The organism is Subtercola sp. PAMC28395, assembly GCF_018889995.1.
Lineage (GTDB): Bacteria > Actinomycetota > Actinomycetes > Actinomycetales > Microbacteriaceae > Subtercola.
Genome location: NZ_CP076547.1, coordinates 1,034,770 through 1,052,140, shown reverse-complemented (window position 1 = coordinate 1,052,140; position 17,371 = coordinate 1,034,770). Strand labels below are relative to the sequence as shown.

Here is a 17,371-nt window from a genome sequence, read left to right as displayed (position 1 = left end):
ATGACAACCGACACCGGGGCACATGCGGCGCTGCTCGCGCTCAGCGACGAGGCGTTCGTCTCGCTGACCACGTTCAGAAAGACGGGTGCGCCCGTTTCGACGCCAGTGTGGATCGCCCGCTACGGCAACTACCTGGTGGTGACGACGCCGGCCGAGAGCGGTAAGGTCAAGCGACTGCGCAACAACGGCCAGGTCGAGCTTCGGCCGTGCGACCGCATGGGCAAGGTGAAGCCCGGGGCCCGGGCGGTCGAGGGCGTGGCCGGGATTCTCGCCGACACCGAATCGGTCGAACGGATCTCGGCGGTGTTCGCCCGCAAGTACCGCCTGGAGTACCGCATCTTCATGCTGATCGAGCGCCTCGGAAAGTCGGGCCGCAAGCCCCGCGTGATCCTGCGGATCACGGCGCCGTAGCCTTGGTCACGGGATGCTCGGCAAGGCGTTTGCTCGGGCGGCGAACTGGAGCGAGTGACGGGAATCGAACCCGCGCTATCAGCTTGGGAAGCTGAAGTTCTGCCATTGAACTACACTCGCGTGGCCTGCGATCCGCTTGCGTACGCGGATTTTGCAGATTGAACTCCTCCAGAATAGCAGTGGCGTCCCGGACCTCATGCAACGGCCCGATGCAGTGTTACCTGCCCGGTACCAAATGGGATTGCGCCGCGGTGGTAATAGTCGGCGGTTGCACCTCTCCGGTCTCAGCGAATGCGCTGGTGCCCGGCGTCAGTGCTACCGTGCGCCGATCGAGTCGGCGAACCAGCGAGTGATCGAGGCCGGGTGGGTGATCGCCGTGCCCACGACGATGGCGAAGGCGCCGGCATCCCTGCACTCACGAGCATTGTCGAGGGTGTGGATGCGCCCCTCTGCGATCACTGGGATCGTCAGCGTATCGGCAAGCCGGCTGAGCGTCTCGAGGTCGGGGCCGACCGTCTTCTCCCGCTCTCCGGTGTAGCCGCTGAGGGTGGTTCCGACACAATCGGCTCCCGCTTCCGCCGCCGCCACTCCGTCGTCGTACGATCCAGCGTCCGCCATCACGAGAGCGCCGGTCTCCTCGTGCAATCGGTGAATGGTCTCGGCCAGGGTGAGCCCGTCGGGTCGCTCGCGGCGTGTACCGTCGATTGCGACGATCTCGGCGCCCGCAGCGACGACCGCCCGTGCGTGCTCGAAGGTGGGTGTGATGAAGACACCGGATGCCCCGACCTTCCACAGCCCGATTTGAGGCAGCTGCACGCGCTGGTGAATGAGCGCGATGTCGTCTAGACCCTGTGCGCGAATGCCGATGGCCCCGCCGATGGCTGCGGATTCGGCCAGCTGGGCCATGGTTTCGGCCTGGCGCATCGGCTCGCCCGGGTATGCCTGGCACGACACGATAAGCCCGCCCTTCAGGGCGAGCAGGGTGGGGGAAGGCGAGGGTGTCACAGGAGTCGGCTTTCGGATCGGGGATGGATAGTGGATCGTGAGAAGGCTGCGGCGCCGATGACCGCCGCATTCGTGAGAAGCGCCGCAGGTATGAGTCTCTGCGGGGTGAGAATCGGCATCGTCTCGGCGGCCACACCGGCGGTGAGAGCATTCCACCAGCGGGTACCTGAGCCTGCAAGGCCCCCGCCGATCACCACTCTCTCGGGGTCGATGGTATTCACGAGGCCACCGATGCAGCGCCCGAGGGCGTACGCCGCCGTCGTGATCACGCGTGCGGCTGTCGCGTCGCCGCGTTCAGCGCGTTCGAAGACCTCGTACGAGGTGATCGACCTGCTCTGTGACGATTCGGCGAGGTACCGCGAAGCGATCGCAGGCCCCGAAGCGATGGCCTCGAGGTGACCCGATCTGCCGCACGGGCAGGAGAGGCCCGCCGCCTCTTCCGAGGGGATGTGGCCGAGGTGTCCGCCAACGCCGTGGGCTCCGAGTTGAAGTTGCCCATTCACCACGATGGCGCCCCCGATGCCTGTTCCGGCTGCGATCAACAACATTGATTCGGCGTCGCGGCCGGCTCCCGCGATCGACTCGCCGAGGGCATGTGCGTGAACATCGTTGACTATGGCCGCCGGGAGTCCCAGACCGTCGCTCATGCGCCGCCTGAGGGGAGTGCCCGCCCACCCCGACAGTGACGAGGTCGCAGACGTGACGATCCCGGTGACGGGGTTGATCACGCCGGCCGACCCGACCCCGCAGCTCACGACCACGTCGCCAGGAGCAACGCGCGCGCGCAGATGTGCAGCAAGATCGAGCACCGTCGATATGATCGCGTCCGCGCCCGCCGAAGCTGGCGTGGACGCGCTCGCATAGTGGATGACCTCGTGGTCGTCGGTGACGAGACCAGCGGCGATCTTGGTGCCGCCGATGTCGACGCCGAGAACGAGTGTCACTTGACCAGGACGCCCGCGCGGTCGACGATGTGCTGGATGCGCTGGATGGTCTCGTCAGTCAGCTGGTCGATCGGCGCCGACATCCGTGCGCTGTTGATGACGCCGATGCGGGCGAGCGCAATCTTGAAAGCACCAAGACCTGCAGCTTCGCCGCTCACGCCTTGTGCTTGGAAGACGATCTCGAACAGTGCGCACAGCTCGTCCTGAAGGGCTCGTGCGATGTTCCAGTCACCCCTCTGGGCTGCGTCGAACATCTCGACATAGCGGCGCGGGTCGACGTTGCCCAGGCCGGGAACGATGCCGTGTGCACCCCAGAACAACGCGCCGTCGGCAACGACTTCGTGCCCGGTGAGAAGCACGAGCGGCTCACCCGCGGCACGGTTGGCATTGACCAGGCGGCGAAACGAGACGTCGTCGCCGCTGGAGTCTTTGACTCCAGCGAGAACGCCATCTCGTGCAAGCCGCATGATCAGGTCGGTCGTCAATTTGTTGTGCACCCGCACGGGCACGTCGTAAGCGAAGATCGGCAGAGTCGTCGCCGCGGCCAAGAGGTAGAAGTGCTGCTCGATCTCTCTGGCGCTCGGCAGTGCGTAGAACGGCGCGGTCGCGAGGACGGCGTCGACACCGGCATCCTCAGCGATTCTGATCTGCTCGATGACCCGTGAGGCGGTCATGTCGTTGACGCCGACCATGATCGGCACCCGGCCGGCCGTGACACGCACGGCTTCGGCGAGAATCGCCTTGCGTTCTGTGTCTGTCAGAAAAGCGACCTCGCCCGACGAACCAAGCATGAACAGTCCCTGCACACCTCCGTCGAGGAGGTGCTCGATCAGGGTGCCGAGGGCGGGCAGGTCGACGTCACCTTCGCTGGTGCGAGGCGTGACGACGGGCGGAATGACTCCGTGAAAACGTGGAACGGTCATGAGTGTTTCTCCTTGGTGAGGTGAAGCTGGTGAACGAGAAGCAGGGGGAAGGGAGACGAAGGCGGGTGCGGCTGCGTCAGTTAGCCAGCAGGCTCGGCGCCGCGCCGAGCAGCTTCTTCGTGTATGGGTCTGTCGGGTGATCGAAGACCTGTGCGGCCGCACCGTCTTCGACGACGCGCCCGTGGTACATGACCAGAATTCGATCCGACACGTAACGAACCGTCTGAATGTCGTGAGAGATGAAGACCATGCCGAGGTTGAGGCGAACCTTCAGGTCAGAAAGCAGGTTCAAAATCTGGGCGCGAACCGAGACGTCCAGTGCCGACGTCGGTTCGTCGGCCACGACGATCTCGGGGTCGAGCGCCAAGGCCCTGGCGATGGCCACGCGCTGGCGCTGGCCGCCAGAAATCTGTCCGGGGAGCACCTCAGCCGCAGACGCAGGCAGGCCGACAAGGACGAGGAGTTCACGTACGCGAGCCTCCCGTTGAACCCGGCTGCCTATGTTGTGCACGTTCAGCGGGTCGATCAGAATGTCGTGCACAGTCATCCGAGCGTTCAACGCAGTTGCCGGATCTTGGAAGATGACCGAAACCGCTCTGCCATACTTCTTGGCGGCCGATTGCGAACGCTTGCTGATGTTCTCGCCCCTGAAGTACACCGACCCAGACGTGGGGGTCTGCAGACCGACCATCACTCGGGCAAGAGTGGACTTGCCGCAACCCGATTCCCCGACGATCCCGATCGTCTGGCCGCGCCGGATGCTCAGGCTCACGTCGTTGACGGCGTGCACCGTATCGCGGTGAAAAAGAGTTCCTGTGCGTGCCTTGTGTATGACGTTGATGTTCTCAAGGGTGAGTACGTCGGCTTCGCTGGTCATCTCGTCAACTCCAGTTCGTCATCTGCGGGTAGCTCGACGGGGTTGAAACTCGCGAACGCGTGTTCCGTTCCGGGAATGAGCCTCAACTCCGGGCGTTCGGTGCGCTCGCGATCGGCGCTCAGCGAGCGCGGCGCGAACCGGTCGCCCGACGCGAAATCACGGGGCGACGGTACCGTACCGGAAATCTGGTGCAGGCGATCTGCACCGTCTTCGATCGAGAGAACTGAACCAAGCAGCCCTCGGGTGTACTCATGCTGCGGCCGTGTCAGCAGGCTCGTGGTGGGCGCCGATTCGACGACCTGCCCCGCATACATGACCGTCACTTTGTGGGCGAGTTCGGCGACCAGAGCGAGGTCGTGGCTCACGAAGACCATGGCGAAGCCCAGCTTCTCCCTCAGCTCATTGAGCAGGTCGATCACCTGGGCCTGAACGGTGACGTCGAGCGCCGTCGTCGGCTCGTCGGCAACGACCAGTCTCGGGCTGCGCGTCAGAGCCAGAGCGATCAGAACGCGCTGCCGCTGCCCTCCGCTCAACTCGTGCGGGTAACTCTTCAGCGTGCGGGCGGCGTCGAGACCGACGAGTTCGAGCAGCTCTTCTGCGCTGCGGGTTCCGCCTCTGCGTAGCAGCTGGTTCAGCTGGCTTCGAATGAGCATCGATGGGTTCAGCGAGCTCAGGGCGTCCTGGTACACCATCGACATGTCGTGGCCGCGCAGCGCGTTGCGACGCCTCGGGGTCGCCTTCAGCAGGTCTTCGCCATCGAAGAGAATCTGCCCGGTCACCACTGCAGAGGGCGGCAGTAGTCCCATGATGGCAAGGCTCGTGATGCTCTTGCCGCATCCCGATTCGCCGACCAGAGCCATCGTCTCGCCTGGTCGCACCGAGAAACTGACGTTGTCGACGACAGCAGTGTCTCCGTGCCGCTCGGGAAAGCGGATGCTCAGATTCTTCACCTCGAGCAGCGGGGTGGCCGCGCCGGTGTAGACGAGCCGATCCGTGCGCAGTCGTTCATTGGTGCGCAACAACGCGAGGTGGCGCTGCAGCGACGGCGGCTCGTTGCGAATGAAGGGGGCGTCGGCACCGGCGACGGTCAGTTCGTCGAGTGGCACGACCTGGGCTTCGACGCTCGCCACGGCCTTGACCGCCGCAGTGTTCTTTCGAGCCGCCGGTCTGACCATGGCGTCGGTGAGGCCCTCGGCCAGAATGTTCAGTGCAAGAACGGTGAGAAGAATGAGCATGCCCGGGAAGAAGGTCGCCCACCATCCACCGCTGAGCAGCAGGTTGCGGCCATAGGAGATGACGTTGCCCCACGATGGTGCAGGGTCTTGCACGCCGGCTCCGATGAAGGACAGGCTTGCCTCGAAGACGATCGCGTCAGCGACGAGGATGGTCGCGAAGACCATCACGGGTGCGGCACAGTTGCGGGCCACATGTTTGATCAAGACGTAGCTGGTGCGTGCACCCATCACCTTCCCGGCTGAGACGTAGTCTTCGCCGAACTGGGTCAGAACGTTGGCGCGGACGATTCGCGTGAGCTGGGGAACGTACAAGAACGCCAGCGTGCAGATCAGCACGGGCAACGACTTGCCGAACACGGCGACGAAGACGACGGCGAGGGCGATGCCCGGGAACGACATGACGATGTCGAGAATACGCATGATCGTCTCAGAGATCGCCTTGCGAGCAGTAGCTGCCAGCGAACCCAGAACCGCCGCGACCACGAGCGCGAGCGCTGTCGCGCCGAGTCCGATCGCGAGGGAGTACCGCGCGCCGTAGACGAGTCTCGAATAGATGTCGCGGCCGCCGCGATCGGTACCGAACCAGTGGTCGGGCGACGGCGGCTGCGCCGGAATGCCCGATTCGAGGGGGTCGTGCATGGCGAAGACCGGTGCGAACACGGCAACGATGACCACAATCGCGAAGAACACCAGGGCGATCTTCGATCCGAGCGGCATCGCTCGGATCCGGAGACCCAGAGCCTGAAGACGAAGCATGAATCGTCGCATGGTTAGACCGTTCTGATTCGGGGGTTGATGAGCAGGTAGAGCATGTCGACGACGATGTTGACGACAATGAAGGTCAGCGCGATCACGATCGTCACGCCTTGCACGAGATTCGTATCGCCCGAGGTGACACCGTTGAGAATGAGCTTTCCCATACCCGGCAGGTCGAAGATCACCTCGATGACGACGGCACCGCCGAGCAAGTACCCGACCCGCAGGCCGAGCACGGTGACGGGCGTGATGAGAGCATTGCGGAGTACATTTCGACCGACCACGACCACCTTCGGCAGGCCGGATCCGATCGCCGTGCGCACATAGTCTTTGTCGAGTTCTTCGACCATCGACGTTCGCACCACTCTGGTCAGCGATGCGCCGACCGGAACGCCGAGGGCCAACGCTGGCAGCCACATCGACTGCAACCAGCCAGAGAGGGAGTCTCCCGGATTGACGTAACCGCCGCTCGGAAACCATCCCCAGTCGAGGGCGAAGGTCTTGATGAGCAGAATGGCGAGCCAGAACGACGGCATTGCGATGCCGGCGATCGAGATCACACGAATGATCTGGTCGGGCCATCGGTCACGGTACAACGCGGCTGTCACTCCGAGCACCAGCGCCAGCACCACCGCGATAAGCAGGCCGAGGAAGGTCAATTGCAAGGTGAGGGGAAATGCGGTGGCGACCAACGAGGTGACCGGTTGTGCCGGGGGCACCGTGTCGCCGAGGTTGCCCGTGAAAAGTCCGCCGAGAAAACGGAAATACTGCACGAAGAACGGGTCGGTGAGCCCGTTGGCTGTGCGGTACGCCGCTTTGGCAGCCTCGGTGGCGCTCTCTCCGAGGGCGTTCGTCGCAGCGTCCGTCGGCGTGAACTGCATCAGGAAGAAGACGAGCAACGTGACGCCGATAACCGTCACCGGTAGCCAGATGAACCGGCGGCCGGCCAGTCTCAAGAAAGCGATCACTGGAATCCTTTGGAAGTGGTGGGAAAGAGGGCGAGGGAGGAGAGGGCGTTCAGGTGCTCTCTCCCCTCCCCGCGGAACGGCTACGCCGTGGTGGTTCCTACGTCGAGGAAGGACAGCCCGGTGATCGAGAGCGGCTTGAATCCAGGCAGCTCCGATTCACTCCAGGCAGTTGGCAGCTTGCGGTGGAAGAGCGGGTAAAGCGGAACGTTGTCCGACAGGATGTCGAAGATCTGGCCCCACGTCGCCTTCTGCGCGTTGGCGTCTGTCGAGGCCGACGCCTGGTTGAGCAGAGTCGTCACCTGGTCGAACTCAGGGGTGCCCGCCCAGCGGTAACGGGAGATGGGCCAGACGCTGCCGGCGAACCACCAGCGCAACAACAGGTCGACGTCAGGGCCGAAGACCGACGGATCGCCGGGGGCCACCATCACCTGCAGGTTGCCAGCGTCGACCTTCTTGTACTGCCCACCCGACTGACCGATGTCGAGAGTGGTGGCGATGCCGACCGCGTCGAGGCTCTCTTTGATGAGTGGCGCGACATCTTTGACCCAGGCGGTGTCGGTCGTGAGCAGGGTGATCGCGAGGTTGCTCACGCCAGCGTCGGCAAGCAGTTGCTTCGCCTTGACCGGGTCGTAGGTGTAGACCGTCTTGGCCTTCACATACGAGGGGTGGTCGGGCTGGACGAAGCTCGAGGCTGCTGTTGCGTTGCCGAGCAGGGCCGTGTTGATCACCTTGTCCATGTCGATCGCGTAGAAGAACGCCTGGCGAACCCGCTTGTCGTTGAAGGGTGCGACGGAGCAGTTGAACATCATGAACAACTGGTTGAAGGCCTGTACAGACTCGACCCTGACCTTCTTCGACAGCGCTTCGGCGTCGAGGTAGGGAACGTCTTCGATTGCCTCGACCCGGCCAGACTCGGCTGCGGTGACTCGCGCCGATGCGTCAGACAGAAGGTTCCATGTCATTGCGGCGGCAAGAGCTGGTCGCGAGCCGTTGTAGCCGTCGAATCGCTGAAATACGATCTTGTCGTCTTTGGTCGCAGAGACATACTTGTATGGCCCTGAACCGACCGGAAGACTGTCGTACGCCTTGGGGTCTGCCTGAACCAGGGCCTTCGGAACGACCTTGACCACAGAAATACGCGTTGGGAACAAGGCGAAGGGGTAGTTCAGCTTGAACTGAACCGTCGATGCGTCTTTGGCCGTCACCGACAACAGGAACGGCAGGAAGCCACGGTAGAGCGAGTTGTTCGCAGGGTCCAGTACCCGGGTGAACGAGAAGACCACGTCGTCGACAGTGACCGGGCTGCCGTTGTGGAATGTAGCGCCGCTGCGCAGCGTCGCCTCCCAGGTCGTGTCATCGATCTGCGTCGGCAACGCGGTCGCGAGTGCGGCGTAAGGGGTGCGAGTGACGGGGTCGAGGTCGACAATGCCCTCGAGTACATGCCAGTTGCCTGCCACTGTTACTGCGGCTGACGTGGTCATTGGGTCGAATCCGGTTGACAGGGGATACGACATGCCCGCCTGGATGGTGCCGTTCTTGTTGGCTGGGCCCGCCGTGGTACCGCCGCCACCGCTGTTCGTCGAACCTGGGCCGGAGCAGGCCGCAAGTGCGGCGACAATGCCCATTGCGCCAGCCGATGCCAGAAAGACTCTGCGGCTAGTCTGCAATTGGAGCGTTTCTTTGAACATGAAGATCGCCTCTCGGGGATGAATATCGGACATCAGATGTCCTACATGGGTAAACTGACGGTAATACCTCGACGTAAGAAAGGTCAAGCCGAAATGGAAATGCCAGCAACATCAGCGGGCGAAGTTTTTCCGGCCGAAACGAAGCGGAAACGAAATTCCGTCACCGATCAGATCAAGAACTTCATTTTGCAGAACTCTCTACGGCCGGGTGATCTCATGCCGACCGAGTCTGAAATCTGTGCCACCTTGAACGTCAGTCGTTCCAGCGTACGCGAGGCGATCCGCACACTCGCAGCGCTTGACATCGTGGAGGTGCGCCACGGGTACGGCACCTATGTGGGCAACCTCTCCCTGGCCCCTCTGGTCGAGGGTCTGGTGTTTCGCGGCGTCTTGAGCCCCGAAGACAATTTCGCGGCACTTCGCGAGGTCGTCGAGGTTCGCCAAGCGCTCGATCTCGCTATGGCAGAGCCCATCGTGTCGGCGCTGGCCGGGCGAGAAGACACTCAGTTGCGTCAGCTGGTCGCCGTCATGGTTCAGAAGTCAGACGCCAATCTGCCCTTCCCTGAAGAAGACCTCGGCTTTCATACCCGCCTGCTCAGCTATCTCGACAATGCCCTCGTCGGCCAGCTGGTTGCTGCATTCTGGGAAGTGAACACGGTGGTGTACCCGTTGCTGGGCCTGGCGCCGGCGGCAGACATGGATGAGACCGCCAGATCGCACGGAGCGATGCTCGATGCTGCGGTGGCCGGAGATGTCGACGCGTACAAGCTGGCCGTCATCGATCACTACGTGCCATTGCGGCGAGCCCTCCTGAAAGTATCCCCGACCCGGGGGTCCGTCTAGACATCTGATGTCATATGTGTGATGGTGGATTGTGTCCGGCACATCGCACCCCATGGAAGGTCTTCGCATGCTCGCAAATCTGAACGGCTGGCACGCCGTCATCGTCATCGCTATGATCGTTCTTCTGTTCGGTGCCGCCAAGATCCCCGCCCTGGCACGGAGCCTCGGCCAGTCGACCCGTATCTTCCGTGAGGAAGTGAAGCCAGAGCTGCGTTCGTCCGACGACACCGAACAGCGCTGATGAGCTTTCGTGTCGCAATCGTCGGTACCGGCGCCTTCGCTCGCGAGCATGTTCTTGCGCTCAATGCCGTGAAGGGCGTCGAGGTCGCCTTTGTCGCCGGCACTGACCTCGGCCGAGCTGCCTCGATCGCTTCACTGGCTCCGGGAGCACGGGCGACGACCGACATCGCGGCTGCCGTCAACGACTCCGACGTCGATGCAGTCGACGTCTGCAACGCGACCCCCGACCACAAACGCTGGGTGATCGCGGCAGGTCGCGCGGGTAAGGCTGTGCATGTCGACAAGCCGGCCGCACTGACCGTCGCCGATCTAGATGAGATGATCGCTGCGACAGAGGGCGCCGGCACGAGCTTGATGGTTGGCCAGACGGTGCGATTCCAGCCCGTGATCGCCGACCTCTTCGCCTCAATCCAGGCCGGCGACATCGGCGATCCGAAGCTACTGCACGTCAGCTGGTACACCGGGCACGTGTGGCCCAACGGGTGGCGGGGCTGGCAGCTCGACACGAATCGTTCTGGCGGGCATCCGGTGCACAACGGAACACACAGCATCGACCTTGCCGTGTGGTTGATGAATTCGAAGCCGGTCGAAGTGTTCGCCCGGCAGTTCGCCACGTTCGCCGCCGAGATGCCCATGCCTGACAGCTTTCAGGTACAACTGCGTTTCGAGAACGGCGCTCTCGCCACACTCGAGCTCTGTTACGCCCTGAGACAACCCGGCGAATTCTTGCGCCGCGTCATGGTGGCCGGTTCGCAAGGTTCGCTTCTACACAGCAGCGAAGACGATCCGGGGCTGCATTCTCCCGGGCATCCCGTTGCGCCCGCCTCGATCGAGGGCGCCCTCACTCAACAACTCTCGCACTGGGTGCGTGCGGCTCAGGGAAGAGAACCATTCATCGTGACCACCACACAGGCTCGCGTTGCGTTGGCCACAGCAGTCGCTGCGCAACAGTCGCTCGAGCGCGGTACGCCCATCGCCATCGACCACACCGCAGGCGCGCTGTGAGCGGCGCAGCGATTCGGGTCGCTTTCGTCAGCGGCGTGCGCCATGCCGGCCCCTACATCGAGATTCTGCAGAACGATCCGCGAGTCGACGTCGTCGGCGTCGCCGAAGAACCAGATGCGCCCGAGTGGATGCTGAGAGACAGTAGAGCCGCAGCCGAGGCGCACAGGGTGCCGTATCTGCCGAGCATCGACGACGCGACCGACCCAGAACGCGTCGACATTGCGGTGATCTGCAGCGAACCCACCCGACACGCTCGCCTGGCTCTCTTTGCGTTGGGCCGCGGTGTCAACGTCGTTGTCGACAAGCCAGCCACCACGACTCTAAGCGATGCTGACGATCTGCTTGCTGCGACGAAGAATGCCCGCGGGTTCTGCTCTGTCATCAACCGCACGCATTCCCCGGCACTTCGTCGCACCCGCGCGTGGATCGACGCCGGTTATCTCGGCCTACCACGGCACCTCGATGCCGAGTTTCTCGCCAGCGCGAAGTATTTCGCGACCTCTGTGGAACGACCGCACCTTGTCACCGATCCTGCGCTCAGCGGTGGTGGCGAGATGCTCAATTTCCTGGGCTACTGCGTCGACGCAATCCACTACCTCTCCGGCCTGGCCGTGCAGAGCGTCTACGCGATGTCGGGCACCCTCTTCGACTCCGGCCACGACGAGTTCGGTGTCGAAGACACCGCGGTGATCTCACTCGGTCTGCAGTTCGGAGTCACCTCCACGGTGACGGTCGGCCGCGTGGCGAACGCCCCGGGGTTCGGCGCGACGAGTTCGAGCATTCGCATCCTCGGCTCGCACGGGCATGCGGTCGCCGATGATGACAAACCAGCGCTCATTCGGTTCGACCGGCGGTCCGGAGTCTCGAGCCTGCCGATCGGCGGAGACGGCTCGACGGCCGCACTGCAGCGCTTTCTCACGCATGTCATCGATCGTGCCGCCGTCGGCCAAGCGCCCGATTATGGCATCGCCGAGGCCAGAGCCAGCCTGGCCGTCATCGATGCCGCGTACCGGTCGATCACGACGCGAGCCGTGGCGGTGCCACAGTGACGCAGATCGTCGTCGGCGCCTATGCTGCCGCACCTCCGAGACTCTTCGAACGTGTCTCAGAAGAAGCTGAGTGGTATGCACTGTTGCGCACTGAGCAGTTGGTCGGAGGGCTCGAACTCGCGTTCGACAAGACGCTGCATCACGGGGGCATGACGCATCTCGCCTCCCTGCTTCATCCGGAGTGGAGCTCGGTCGTGACGGCAATTCCGGGCACCGGCCGCGCGCTCATCACGGACCCGGAATACGGGCTGGCGTCTGATGACGAAGAGGGTCGTCTCAGGGCGATGACCGACATCGCGCGACTGCATCGCGAAGTGACGGAGCTTTCGGGCATCCTCGGCGAGCGGAGCATCCGCGCCGTTCAGCTGCACTCGGCGCCGAACGCCCTGCGGGCCGCGTCTTCGGCGCGCAGCTTCGCGCAGTCGCTGGGCGAGATCGCATCGTGGTCGTGGGGGCGAACGATGCTCATGGTCGAGCACTGCGATGCACCGGCGCCCGACCACGTTGCTGAGAAGGGGTTCCTGCAGCTTGCAGACGAGATCGAGGCCGTACGTGAGGCGTCTGCTCACTCTCTGACCGGACTGGGCCACACCATCAACTGGGCACGCTCGGCCATCGAAACACGGTCGGCCGACAGCCCCGAACGTCATCTGGCCGAGCTGTCGAAGACCACGGCGCCCGTCGCCATCATGTTCTCTGGAGTATCTGCCGACGTCACGCCCTACGGCGGTGCGTTCGCTGACTCGCACCTTCCCGTGGCCGAGGCCGAGCCGAGTTCGCTGCTGACGACGCAAACGATCGAGCGCATCGTCTTACGGTTCGACCAGTGCGCCTACCTCGGCGTGAAGGTCGGCTCTCCCGCCGAACGCACGCAGTTCACCGATCGTTTCGAGCCGACAAGGGTGACCGCCAAGGCTCTCGACCAGGCGCTCGCTGCCCGCTCGAGAGCCTGACGCAGCGTCAGAAGGTCTGCCACTCCGGGCGGTTGTCGAACACCCAGCGGTAGTAGTCGGCGTTGGCGAGCGAGGCCGCAGCCTCCTCGTCGACAAACACCGTGACATGGGGGTGCATCTGTATGGCCGAGGCAGGCATCGAGGCGGTGAGGGGGCCTTCGACGGCAGCCGCCAGCGCTTCGGCCTTCGCAGAACCGAACGCCAGCAGTATGAGGTGTCGTGCGCGCAGGATCGTTCCGATGCCCTGCGTCACGCAGTGCATCGGAACGTCATCTGCAGAGTCGAAGAAGCGGGCGTTGTCTGCTCGGGTCTGCGGTGTCAGGGTCTTCACGCGTGTCAGCGAAGCGAACGACGAGCTGGGCTCATTGAAGCCGATGTGGCCGTCGGTCCCGATTCCGAGAATCTGAAGATCGATGCCGCCGGCAGCGTGAATCTCGCGTTCATAGTCGGCTCCTGCATGCGATGAGTCGCTTGCCCGCCCATTCGGCACCTTGACTGAACCTGGATTCAAACCGAGTGGCTGCACGACTTCGCGGTTGAGCACCGCCCGGTAGCTCTCGGGGTGATCGGTGGGCAGCCCGATGTACTCATCGAGCGCGAACGCCCGCATCCGACTGAAGTCGACGTCGTGCTGGCGTCTGCTCAATTCCCTGTAGACCGGCTGCGGTGTGGACCCGGTTGCGAGCCCGAGTACAGAGTCGGGTTTCGCCTTCACCAGATCGATGATGCAATCGCTCGCATAGTGACCCGCCACTTCGGCGTTCGCGACAATGACAACTTCAGACACAGCTACCTCGTAACATCAGACATCAGACCTTCTGTCATCCTATACGGTTCAGTGCGCAGTGAGCACCGCGGCCAGACGAGGGCCGAGCCGGCGCGCGAGCTCCTTGTAGCCTTCCGGGCTCGGGTGAAGCCCGTCTTGCAGAAGGTGAGCCTCGTCGACATTCAGAACATCGAGGCCGTCGATCAGAAAGAGAGCGGCGTCGCCGAGGCGCTGCAGCTCGGTGACCACGTCGGTCACGATGGTGCGAATGTCAGCGAGTGTCAGTTGGTCTTCGTTCGGGCGGTCTTCGCGGTCGGGCGATGCAATGGGTGAGATGACCACGATCGGGGTGTCTGGATGCCCGCTCCGAACGGTCGCCAGAAAACCCTCGATCGTGGGTGCCAGGGTGCGTCGCGGGTAGGTCGAGGCACCCCAGACGTTGATGCCCAGGCAGAGCGAGATGAGATCGGCTGGCGTATCGCGGATATGTCGCGCGACGACGGGGTCGAGATGGCACTGCCCGGCGAATCCGAGACTGGTGAGCCGCAGATCTTCGTTTGCAGATACGAGAGCGGGCCAGGTCTCGCTTGGGCCGAGCGCTTCGCGGCAGTGCGTGATCGAGCTGCCGTACGCGAGGAAGTGCGGCCGTGAAGAAGTGGGCTTCTCGACGAACTGAGCACCGGTGAAAGTCATGGCACCGAGCTTCGTGTCTCCGAAGTGCGGCAACCAGACCGTAATGCGTTTCGGGTCAGACCCCAGGTCGGTCACCCGGAGGGTTGCTTCGCCGAAGATCAGCTGTCGGTGTGTCCGCACACCATCGACGCACACATCGAAGGGTGCGACGTCGCCGCTCAGGCCGACCGGCATCGTCACCTCGACCTCGAACGCCAGCTGAGACGCGTCGGTGATGAACTCCAGACGCACTCCGGCGGCCATATCGGCCATCTGGACGAGCTCAGGATGAACAAGTAAGCCCACTTCGGTGATCGGGAGGCGGCGCAGTGTCAGCCACTCGCCTTTGCCGAGCAGTTCGGCGCACCCTTCGATGAGAATTCTCGGGTCGTTTGGCATGAGCTTCATGTCGATGGCTTTCCGTGTAGAAGTGGTTCTCACACGAGAGTCAACGACGCTGCTGTAACATCAGACATCAGATGTGCGTGAGTCCTGCTGAGCATACGCTGTACTTCGAGGGCTGGCGTGCACGAAGTCGAAGGGTGAGGCCGCGACAATGGGCATATTGGTGCACGGCGCACGCAAAGTGGATTGCGATGGGATCGTCGGGGATTTCTGGTTTGCGACCGATGGATCCCGCATTGTCGCCACCGGAACCGGCGACGACTGGCGCTCGCACTACAGTGATGTCGCTGACCGGTTGCACGCGGGCGGACGCCTCGTCACGCCGGGTTTCGTCGACATTCATTGCCACGGTGGCGGGGGCTACTCGTTCGAAGACGGTCCGTCGGCAATTCGGGCGGGCATGGCAACGCATCGGGCGCACGGCACGACTCGAACGATGGTCTCCTTCGTTGCGGGGGGAATTCGGGCGACGCTCGACCGGCTGTCAACTGTTGCGCGTCTCGTCGAGGAAGACCCGCTCATTCTCGGCTCGCACCTTGAAGGGCCGTTCCTTGCACCCACCCGCCGTGGTGCGCATGCCGAGGAGTTGCTTGCGACTCCTGACGAAGGCACGGTCAGCATGCTGCTCGAAGCCGGCGGGCGCAGCCTCTGCCAGACGACCATTGCGCCAGAGCTGCCCGGCGCAATCGAAGCGATCACAGTGATGGCTGCCTCGGGAGTGACGCCGGCGGTCGGCCACACGAATGCCTCCGAAGAGGTCGCACGCGCGGCATTCGATGCGGGCGCCAGAATTCTCACGCACGCCTTCAACGCGATGCCCGGCATCTCGCATCGCGAACCCGGTCCGATCATCGCCGCGGCAGCAGACCCACGGGTGACTCTCGAGGTGATCGCCGACGGCCATCACATTCACCCCGACGTGGTCAGAGCTGCATTTCTGCTCGCTCCCGGCAGAATCGCCCTTGTCACTGATGCGATGGCGGCGGCCGGTGCCCCTGACGGCCCGTACAGACTGGGATCTCTCGAAGTCGACGTTCGCGAGGGTGTAGCGAGGGTTCGAGGGTCAGAAACGCTCGCCGGGTCGACTCTCACCCTCGACTCGGCCCTCCGTTACGTCACGGAATCGTGCGGCATCGGGCTGGCAGAAGCTGTGCGGGCGGTGACGGCGACACCGGCTACTGCCGTCGGCCGCTCCGGCCACCTCGGCCGTCTGGCCCCGGGCTACCTGGCTGACGCCGTTATTCTCAGTGAATCTCTCGTCGTCGAGCGCGTTCTCGCCGGAGGCCGTTTCGTGCTCTGAGACGGCCCGCGTTACTGCCACGTGCTCGGAGCAGCTTGGTGCGTCCTCCGTCGGGCTATCGTGACGCGCCGAGAACGTCGAGCACCCGCCTGGCGATGTGGCGATTGAGATCGTCGGGGATCGGCTGCGGTCCGGGAACGAGCGATTCCCGGTTCAGCGCGACCCGCTCAAGCGAGAGCGCCTGCAACATGAAGCCGAGATCCATCGATTCGATCGAGTTGCCCTTGGGTTGCGTACCGGCAAGATTGAACATTCGGCCATCGGCGATGAGCACGACGTGGCGCCCGTTGGGTAGATCGATTCGCTCGAGCGCGGTGGCGATGGGAGTGATCGCCGTCGCTGCCACCTTGAGCGCGGCTACGTCGATCTCCCAGGGAAAATGCCCGACGTTGCCGATCACGGTTCCGTCGGCGAGCGTCTCGAACACGTGGGCCGGAAGCACATTCGCGTGCCCGGTGGCCGTGATCACGACATCCGCCCACGGGGCCAGGTCTTCGACCGAGCCCACCCGATACCCGTCGTAGGCCGCCTCAAACGCCTTCAGCTCGTCGGAGTCGACCACCGCCACCTTCCCGCCGAGTGACCGCAGGTATTGCGCTACACCTCGCCCGCACCATCCGTAGCCCACCACAACGAATCGACGGCCCGGAATCTGCAGATTCGTGATGCGCATGAAGCTCTCGACAGTGCTCTGGCCCACCGCATGACGATTCTCGGCGATCGCCTTGAGCGGACTGTCGTTGATGACGAGCACAGGGAACGGAATGCGGCCGGCAGCCTCATCGCGCAGCCTCAGCCCGCCCGACGTCGTCTCCTCTGTGCCACCGACGATCGATTCAGCAAGACCGCGATCGGCTGCCAGGATGGCCAGGTCGGCGCCGTTGTCGAGCAGGATGTCCGGCCGGGCATCCAGCGTGCGGTTCAGGTTGCCGACGTGCTGTTCGAGGGTGTCGTCGCGACGACCGTAGATCGTGATGCCCTTGGTCGCGAGCGCGGCCACCATGTCGTCTTGCGTCGACCCGTGGTTGCCGGTGCCGACGACAGTGGCTCCGCCCGCCGCAAGCGTCTCGAAAAGCACGACCGTCTTCGGCTCAGTGTGCAACCCAACCCCGATGGTCATCCCCCTGAACGGCAGGCGTCTCTCGAAATCGGCGCGCACCTCCCGCAGCAGGTACATGCGTGACCGTATCCATCCGAGTCGCGCTTCGCCCTCGGCAGCGAGTTCGGCCTGGGTGGCGGAGTCGGGGGTCATGGGTGCTCCTGTTCTGGCCCGCTCACGATGCAGCGGGTACCTTCAGCAGCCTAGTCACCACCTCCGCGAGCGCCGTCAT

General features: G+C 63.7%; 17 protein-coding genes and 1 tRNA gene. 7 read left to right on the top strand and 11 right to left on the bottom strand.

All coding sequences use genetic code 11. From position 1 onward, the window contains the following. Positions 1-411, top strand: coding sequence for a PPOX class F420-dependent oxidoreductase (locus KPL76_RS05015; protein WP_216335388.1), 411 nt, complete (start codon positions 1-3; stop codon positions 409-411). A 46-nt stretch (positions 412-457) separates the two neighbouring features. Here the strand turns inward: KPL76_RS05015 and KPL76_RS05010 are convergent. The 8 genes from KPL76_RS05010 to KPL76_RS04975 all read right to left on the bottom strand — a co-directional run bounded on the left by KPL76_RS05010 (position 458) and on the right by KPL76_RS04975 (position 8,807). Next, positions 458-531, bottom strand: a tRNA-Gly gene (locus tag KPL76_RS05010). 195 nt (positions 532-726) lie between these two features. Then, positions 727-1,416, bottom strand: coding sequence for an N-acetylmannosamine-6-phosphate 2-epimerase (locus tag KPL76_RS05005; protein WP_216335387.1), 690 nt, complete (start codon positions 1,414-1,416; stop codon positions 727-729). Further along, a complete protein-coding gene (locus tag KPL76_RS05000; protein ID WP_216335386.1) occupies positions 1,413-2,360 on the bottom strand; it encodes an ROK family protein in 948 nt (315 codons plus the stop codon). Before KPL76_RS05000 ends, KPL76_RS05005 begins: the two co-directional genes overlap by 4 nt. Beyond that, positions 2,357-3,283, bottom strand: coding sequence for a dihydrodipicolinate synthase family protein (locus KPL76_RS04995; protein ID WP_216335385.1), 927 nt, complete (start codon positions 3,281-3,283; stop codon positions 2,357-2,359). Before KPL76_RS04995 ends, KPL76_RS05000 begins: the two co-directional genes overlap by 4 nt. 76 nt (positions 3,284-3,359) lie before the next feature. Continuing rightward, positions 3,360-4,160, bottom strand: a complete 801-nt coding sequence (locus KPL76_RS04990) for an ABC transporter ATP-binding protein (protein WP_216335384.1) — start codon at positions 4,158-4,160, stop codon at positions 3,360-3,362. Next, complete coding sequence (locus KPL76_RS04985) at positions 4,157-6,163, bottom strand: dipeptide/oligopeptide/nickel ABC transporter permease/ATP-binding protein (protein ID WP_216335383.1); 2,007 nt, start codon at positions 6,161-6,163, stop codon at positions 4,157-4,159. The genes KPL76_RS04990 and KPL76_RS04985 overlap by 4 nt, the downstream gene beginning before the upstream one ends. A 2-nt stretch (positions 6,164-6,165) precedes the next feature. Continuing rightward, entirely contained in the window at positions 6,166-7,119 is a 954-nt protein-coding gene (locus KPL76_RS04980) for an ABC transporter permease (RefSeq protein ID WP_216335382.1), read from the bottom strand. Between the two features lie 80 nt (positions 7,120-7,199). Next, complete coding sequence (locus tag KPL76_RS04975; RefSeq protein ID WP_216335381.1) at positions 7,200-8,807, bottom strand: ABC transporter substrate-binding protein; 1,608 nt, start codon at positions 8,805-8,807, stop codon at positions 7,200-7,202. On the opposite strand from KPL76_RS04975, the gene KPL76_RS04970 reads away from it, so the two are divergent. The 5 genes from KPL76_RS04970 (at position 8,787) to KPL76_RS04950 (ending at position 12,897) form a co-directional block, all read left to right on the top strand. Further along, complete coding sequence (locus KPL76_RS04970) at positions 8,787-9,650, top strand: FadR/GntR family transcriptional regulator (protein ID WP_253202183.1); 864 nt, start codon at positions 8,787-8,789, stop codon at positions 9,648-9,650. The genes KPL76_RS04975 and KPL76_RS04970 overlap by 21 nt on opposite strands. Positions 9,651-9,717: 67 nt before the next feature. Next, positions 9,718-9,891, top strand: coding sequence for a twin-arginine translocase TatA/TatE family subunit (locus KPL76_RS04965; protein WP_216335380.1), 174 nt, complete (start codon positions 9,718-9,720; stop codon positions 9,889-9,891). Beyond that, positions 9,891-10,895 carry a Gfo/Idh/MocA family protein gene (locus KPL76_RS04960; RefSeq protein ID WP_216335379.1) on the top strand — a complete coding sequence of 335 codons (1,005 nt, stop codon included), beginning with the start codon at positions 9,891-9,893 and terminating at the stop codon, positions 10,893-10,895. The genes KPL76_RS04965 and KPL76_RS04960 overlap by 1 nt, the downstream gene beginning before the upstream one ends. Next, positions 10,892-11,944: a Gfo/Idh/MocA family protein gene (locus tag KPL76_RS04955; protein ID WP_216335378.1), complete on the top strand. Its 1,053-nt coding sequence runs from the start codon at positions 10,892-10,894 to the stop codon at positions 11,942-11,944. The genes KPL76_RS04960 and KPL76_RS04955 overlap by 4 nt, the downstream gene beginning before the upstream one ends. Continuing rightward, on the top strand, positions 11,941-12,897 hold the full coding sequence (locus KPL76_RS04950; protein WP_216335377.1) for a DUF4862 family protein: 957 nt from the start codon (positions 11,941-11,943) through the stop codon (positions 12,895-12,897). Before KPL76_RS04955 ends, KPL76_RS04950 begins: the two co-directional genes overlap by 4 nt. A 7-nt stretch (positions 12,898-12,904) precedes the next feature. Here the strand turns inward: KPL76_RS04950 and nagB are convergent, their stop codons facing one another. Both nagB and KPL76_RS04940 read right to left on the bottom strand, forming a co-directional pair. Next, positions 12,905-13,684, bottom strand: a complete 780-nt coding sequence (nagB, locus tag KPL76_RS04945) for a glucosamine-6-phosphate deaminase (RefSeq protein ID WP_216335376.1) — start codon at positions 13,682-13,684, stop codon at positions 12,905-12,907. A gap of 48 nt (positions 13,685-13,732) precedes the next feature. Next, a complete protein-coding gene (locus KPL76_RS04940) occupies positions 13,733-14,743 on the bottom strand; it encodes a GDSL-type esterase/lipase family protein (protein WP_216335375.1) in 1,011 nt (336 codons plus the stop codon). Positions 14,744-14,891: 148 nt separating this feature from the next. Here KPL76_RS04940 and nagA point away from each other — a divergent pair, with 148 nt between their 5' ends. Next, on the top strand, positions 14,892-16,040 hold the full coding sequence (gene nagA, locus KPL76_RS04935) for an N-acetylglucosamine-6-phosphate deacetylase (protein ID WP_216335374.1): 1,149 nt from the start codon (positions 14,892-14,894) through the stop codon (positions 16,038-16,040). Positions 16,041-16,095: 55 nt separating this feature from the next. Here the strand turns inward: nagA and KPL76_RS04930 are convergent, their stop codons facing one another. Next, complete coding sequence (locus tag KPL76_RS04930; protein ID WP_216335373.1) at positions 16,096-17,292, bottom strand: adenosylhomocysteinase; 1,197 nt, start codon at positions 17,290-17,292, stop codon at positions 16,096-16,098. Positions 17,293-17,371: the final 79 nt, after the last annotated feature.

Excerpts from the sequence above, each read along its gene's own strand:
- KPL76_RS04965 (WP_216335380.1), top strand. The coding sequence starts at position 9,718 with ATGCTCGCAAATCTGAACGGCTGGCACGCCGTCATCGTCATCGCTATG.
- KPL76_RS04990 (WP_216335384.1), bottom strand. The coding sequence starts at position 4,160 with ATGACCAGCGAAGCCGACGTACTCACCCTTGAGAACATCAACGTCATA.
- KPL76_RS04940 (WP_216335375.1), bottom strand. The coding sequence starts at position 14,743 with ATGAAGCTCATGCCAAACGACCCGAGAATTCTCATCGAAGGGTGCGCC.
- nagA (WP_216335374.1), top strand. The coding sequence starts at position 14,892 with ATGGGCATATTGGTGCACGGCGCACGCAAAGTGGATTGCGATGGGATC.
- KPL76_RS04930 (WP_216335373.1), bottom strand. The coding sequence starts at position 17,292 with ATGACCCCCGACTCCGCCACCCAGGCCGAACTCGCTGCCGAGGGCGAA.
- KPL76_RS04985 (WP_216335383.1), bottom strand. The coding sequence starts at position 6,163 with ATGCGACGATTCATGCTTCGTCTTCAGGCTCTGGGTCTCCGGATCCGA.
- KPL76_RS05015 (WP_216335388.1), top strand. The coding sequence starts at position 1 with ATGACAACCGACACCGGGGCACATGCGGCGCTGCTCGCGCTCAGCGAC.
- KPL76_RS04995 (WP_216335385.1), bottom strand. The coding sequence starts at position 3,283 with ATGACCGTTCCACGTTTTCACGGAGTCATTCCGCCCGTCGTCACGCCT.
- KPL76_RS04975 (WP_216335381.1), bottom strand. The coding sequence starts at position 8,807 with ATGTTCAAAGAAACGCTCCAATTGCAGACTAGCCGCAGAGTCTTTCTG.
- KPL76_RS04960 (WP_216335379.1), top strand. The coding sequence starts at position 9,891 with ATGAGCTTTCGTGTCGCAATCGTCGGTACCGGCGCCTTCGCTCGCGAG.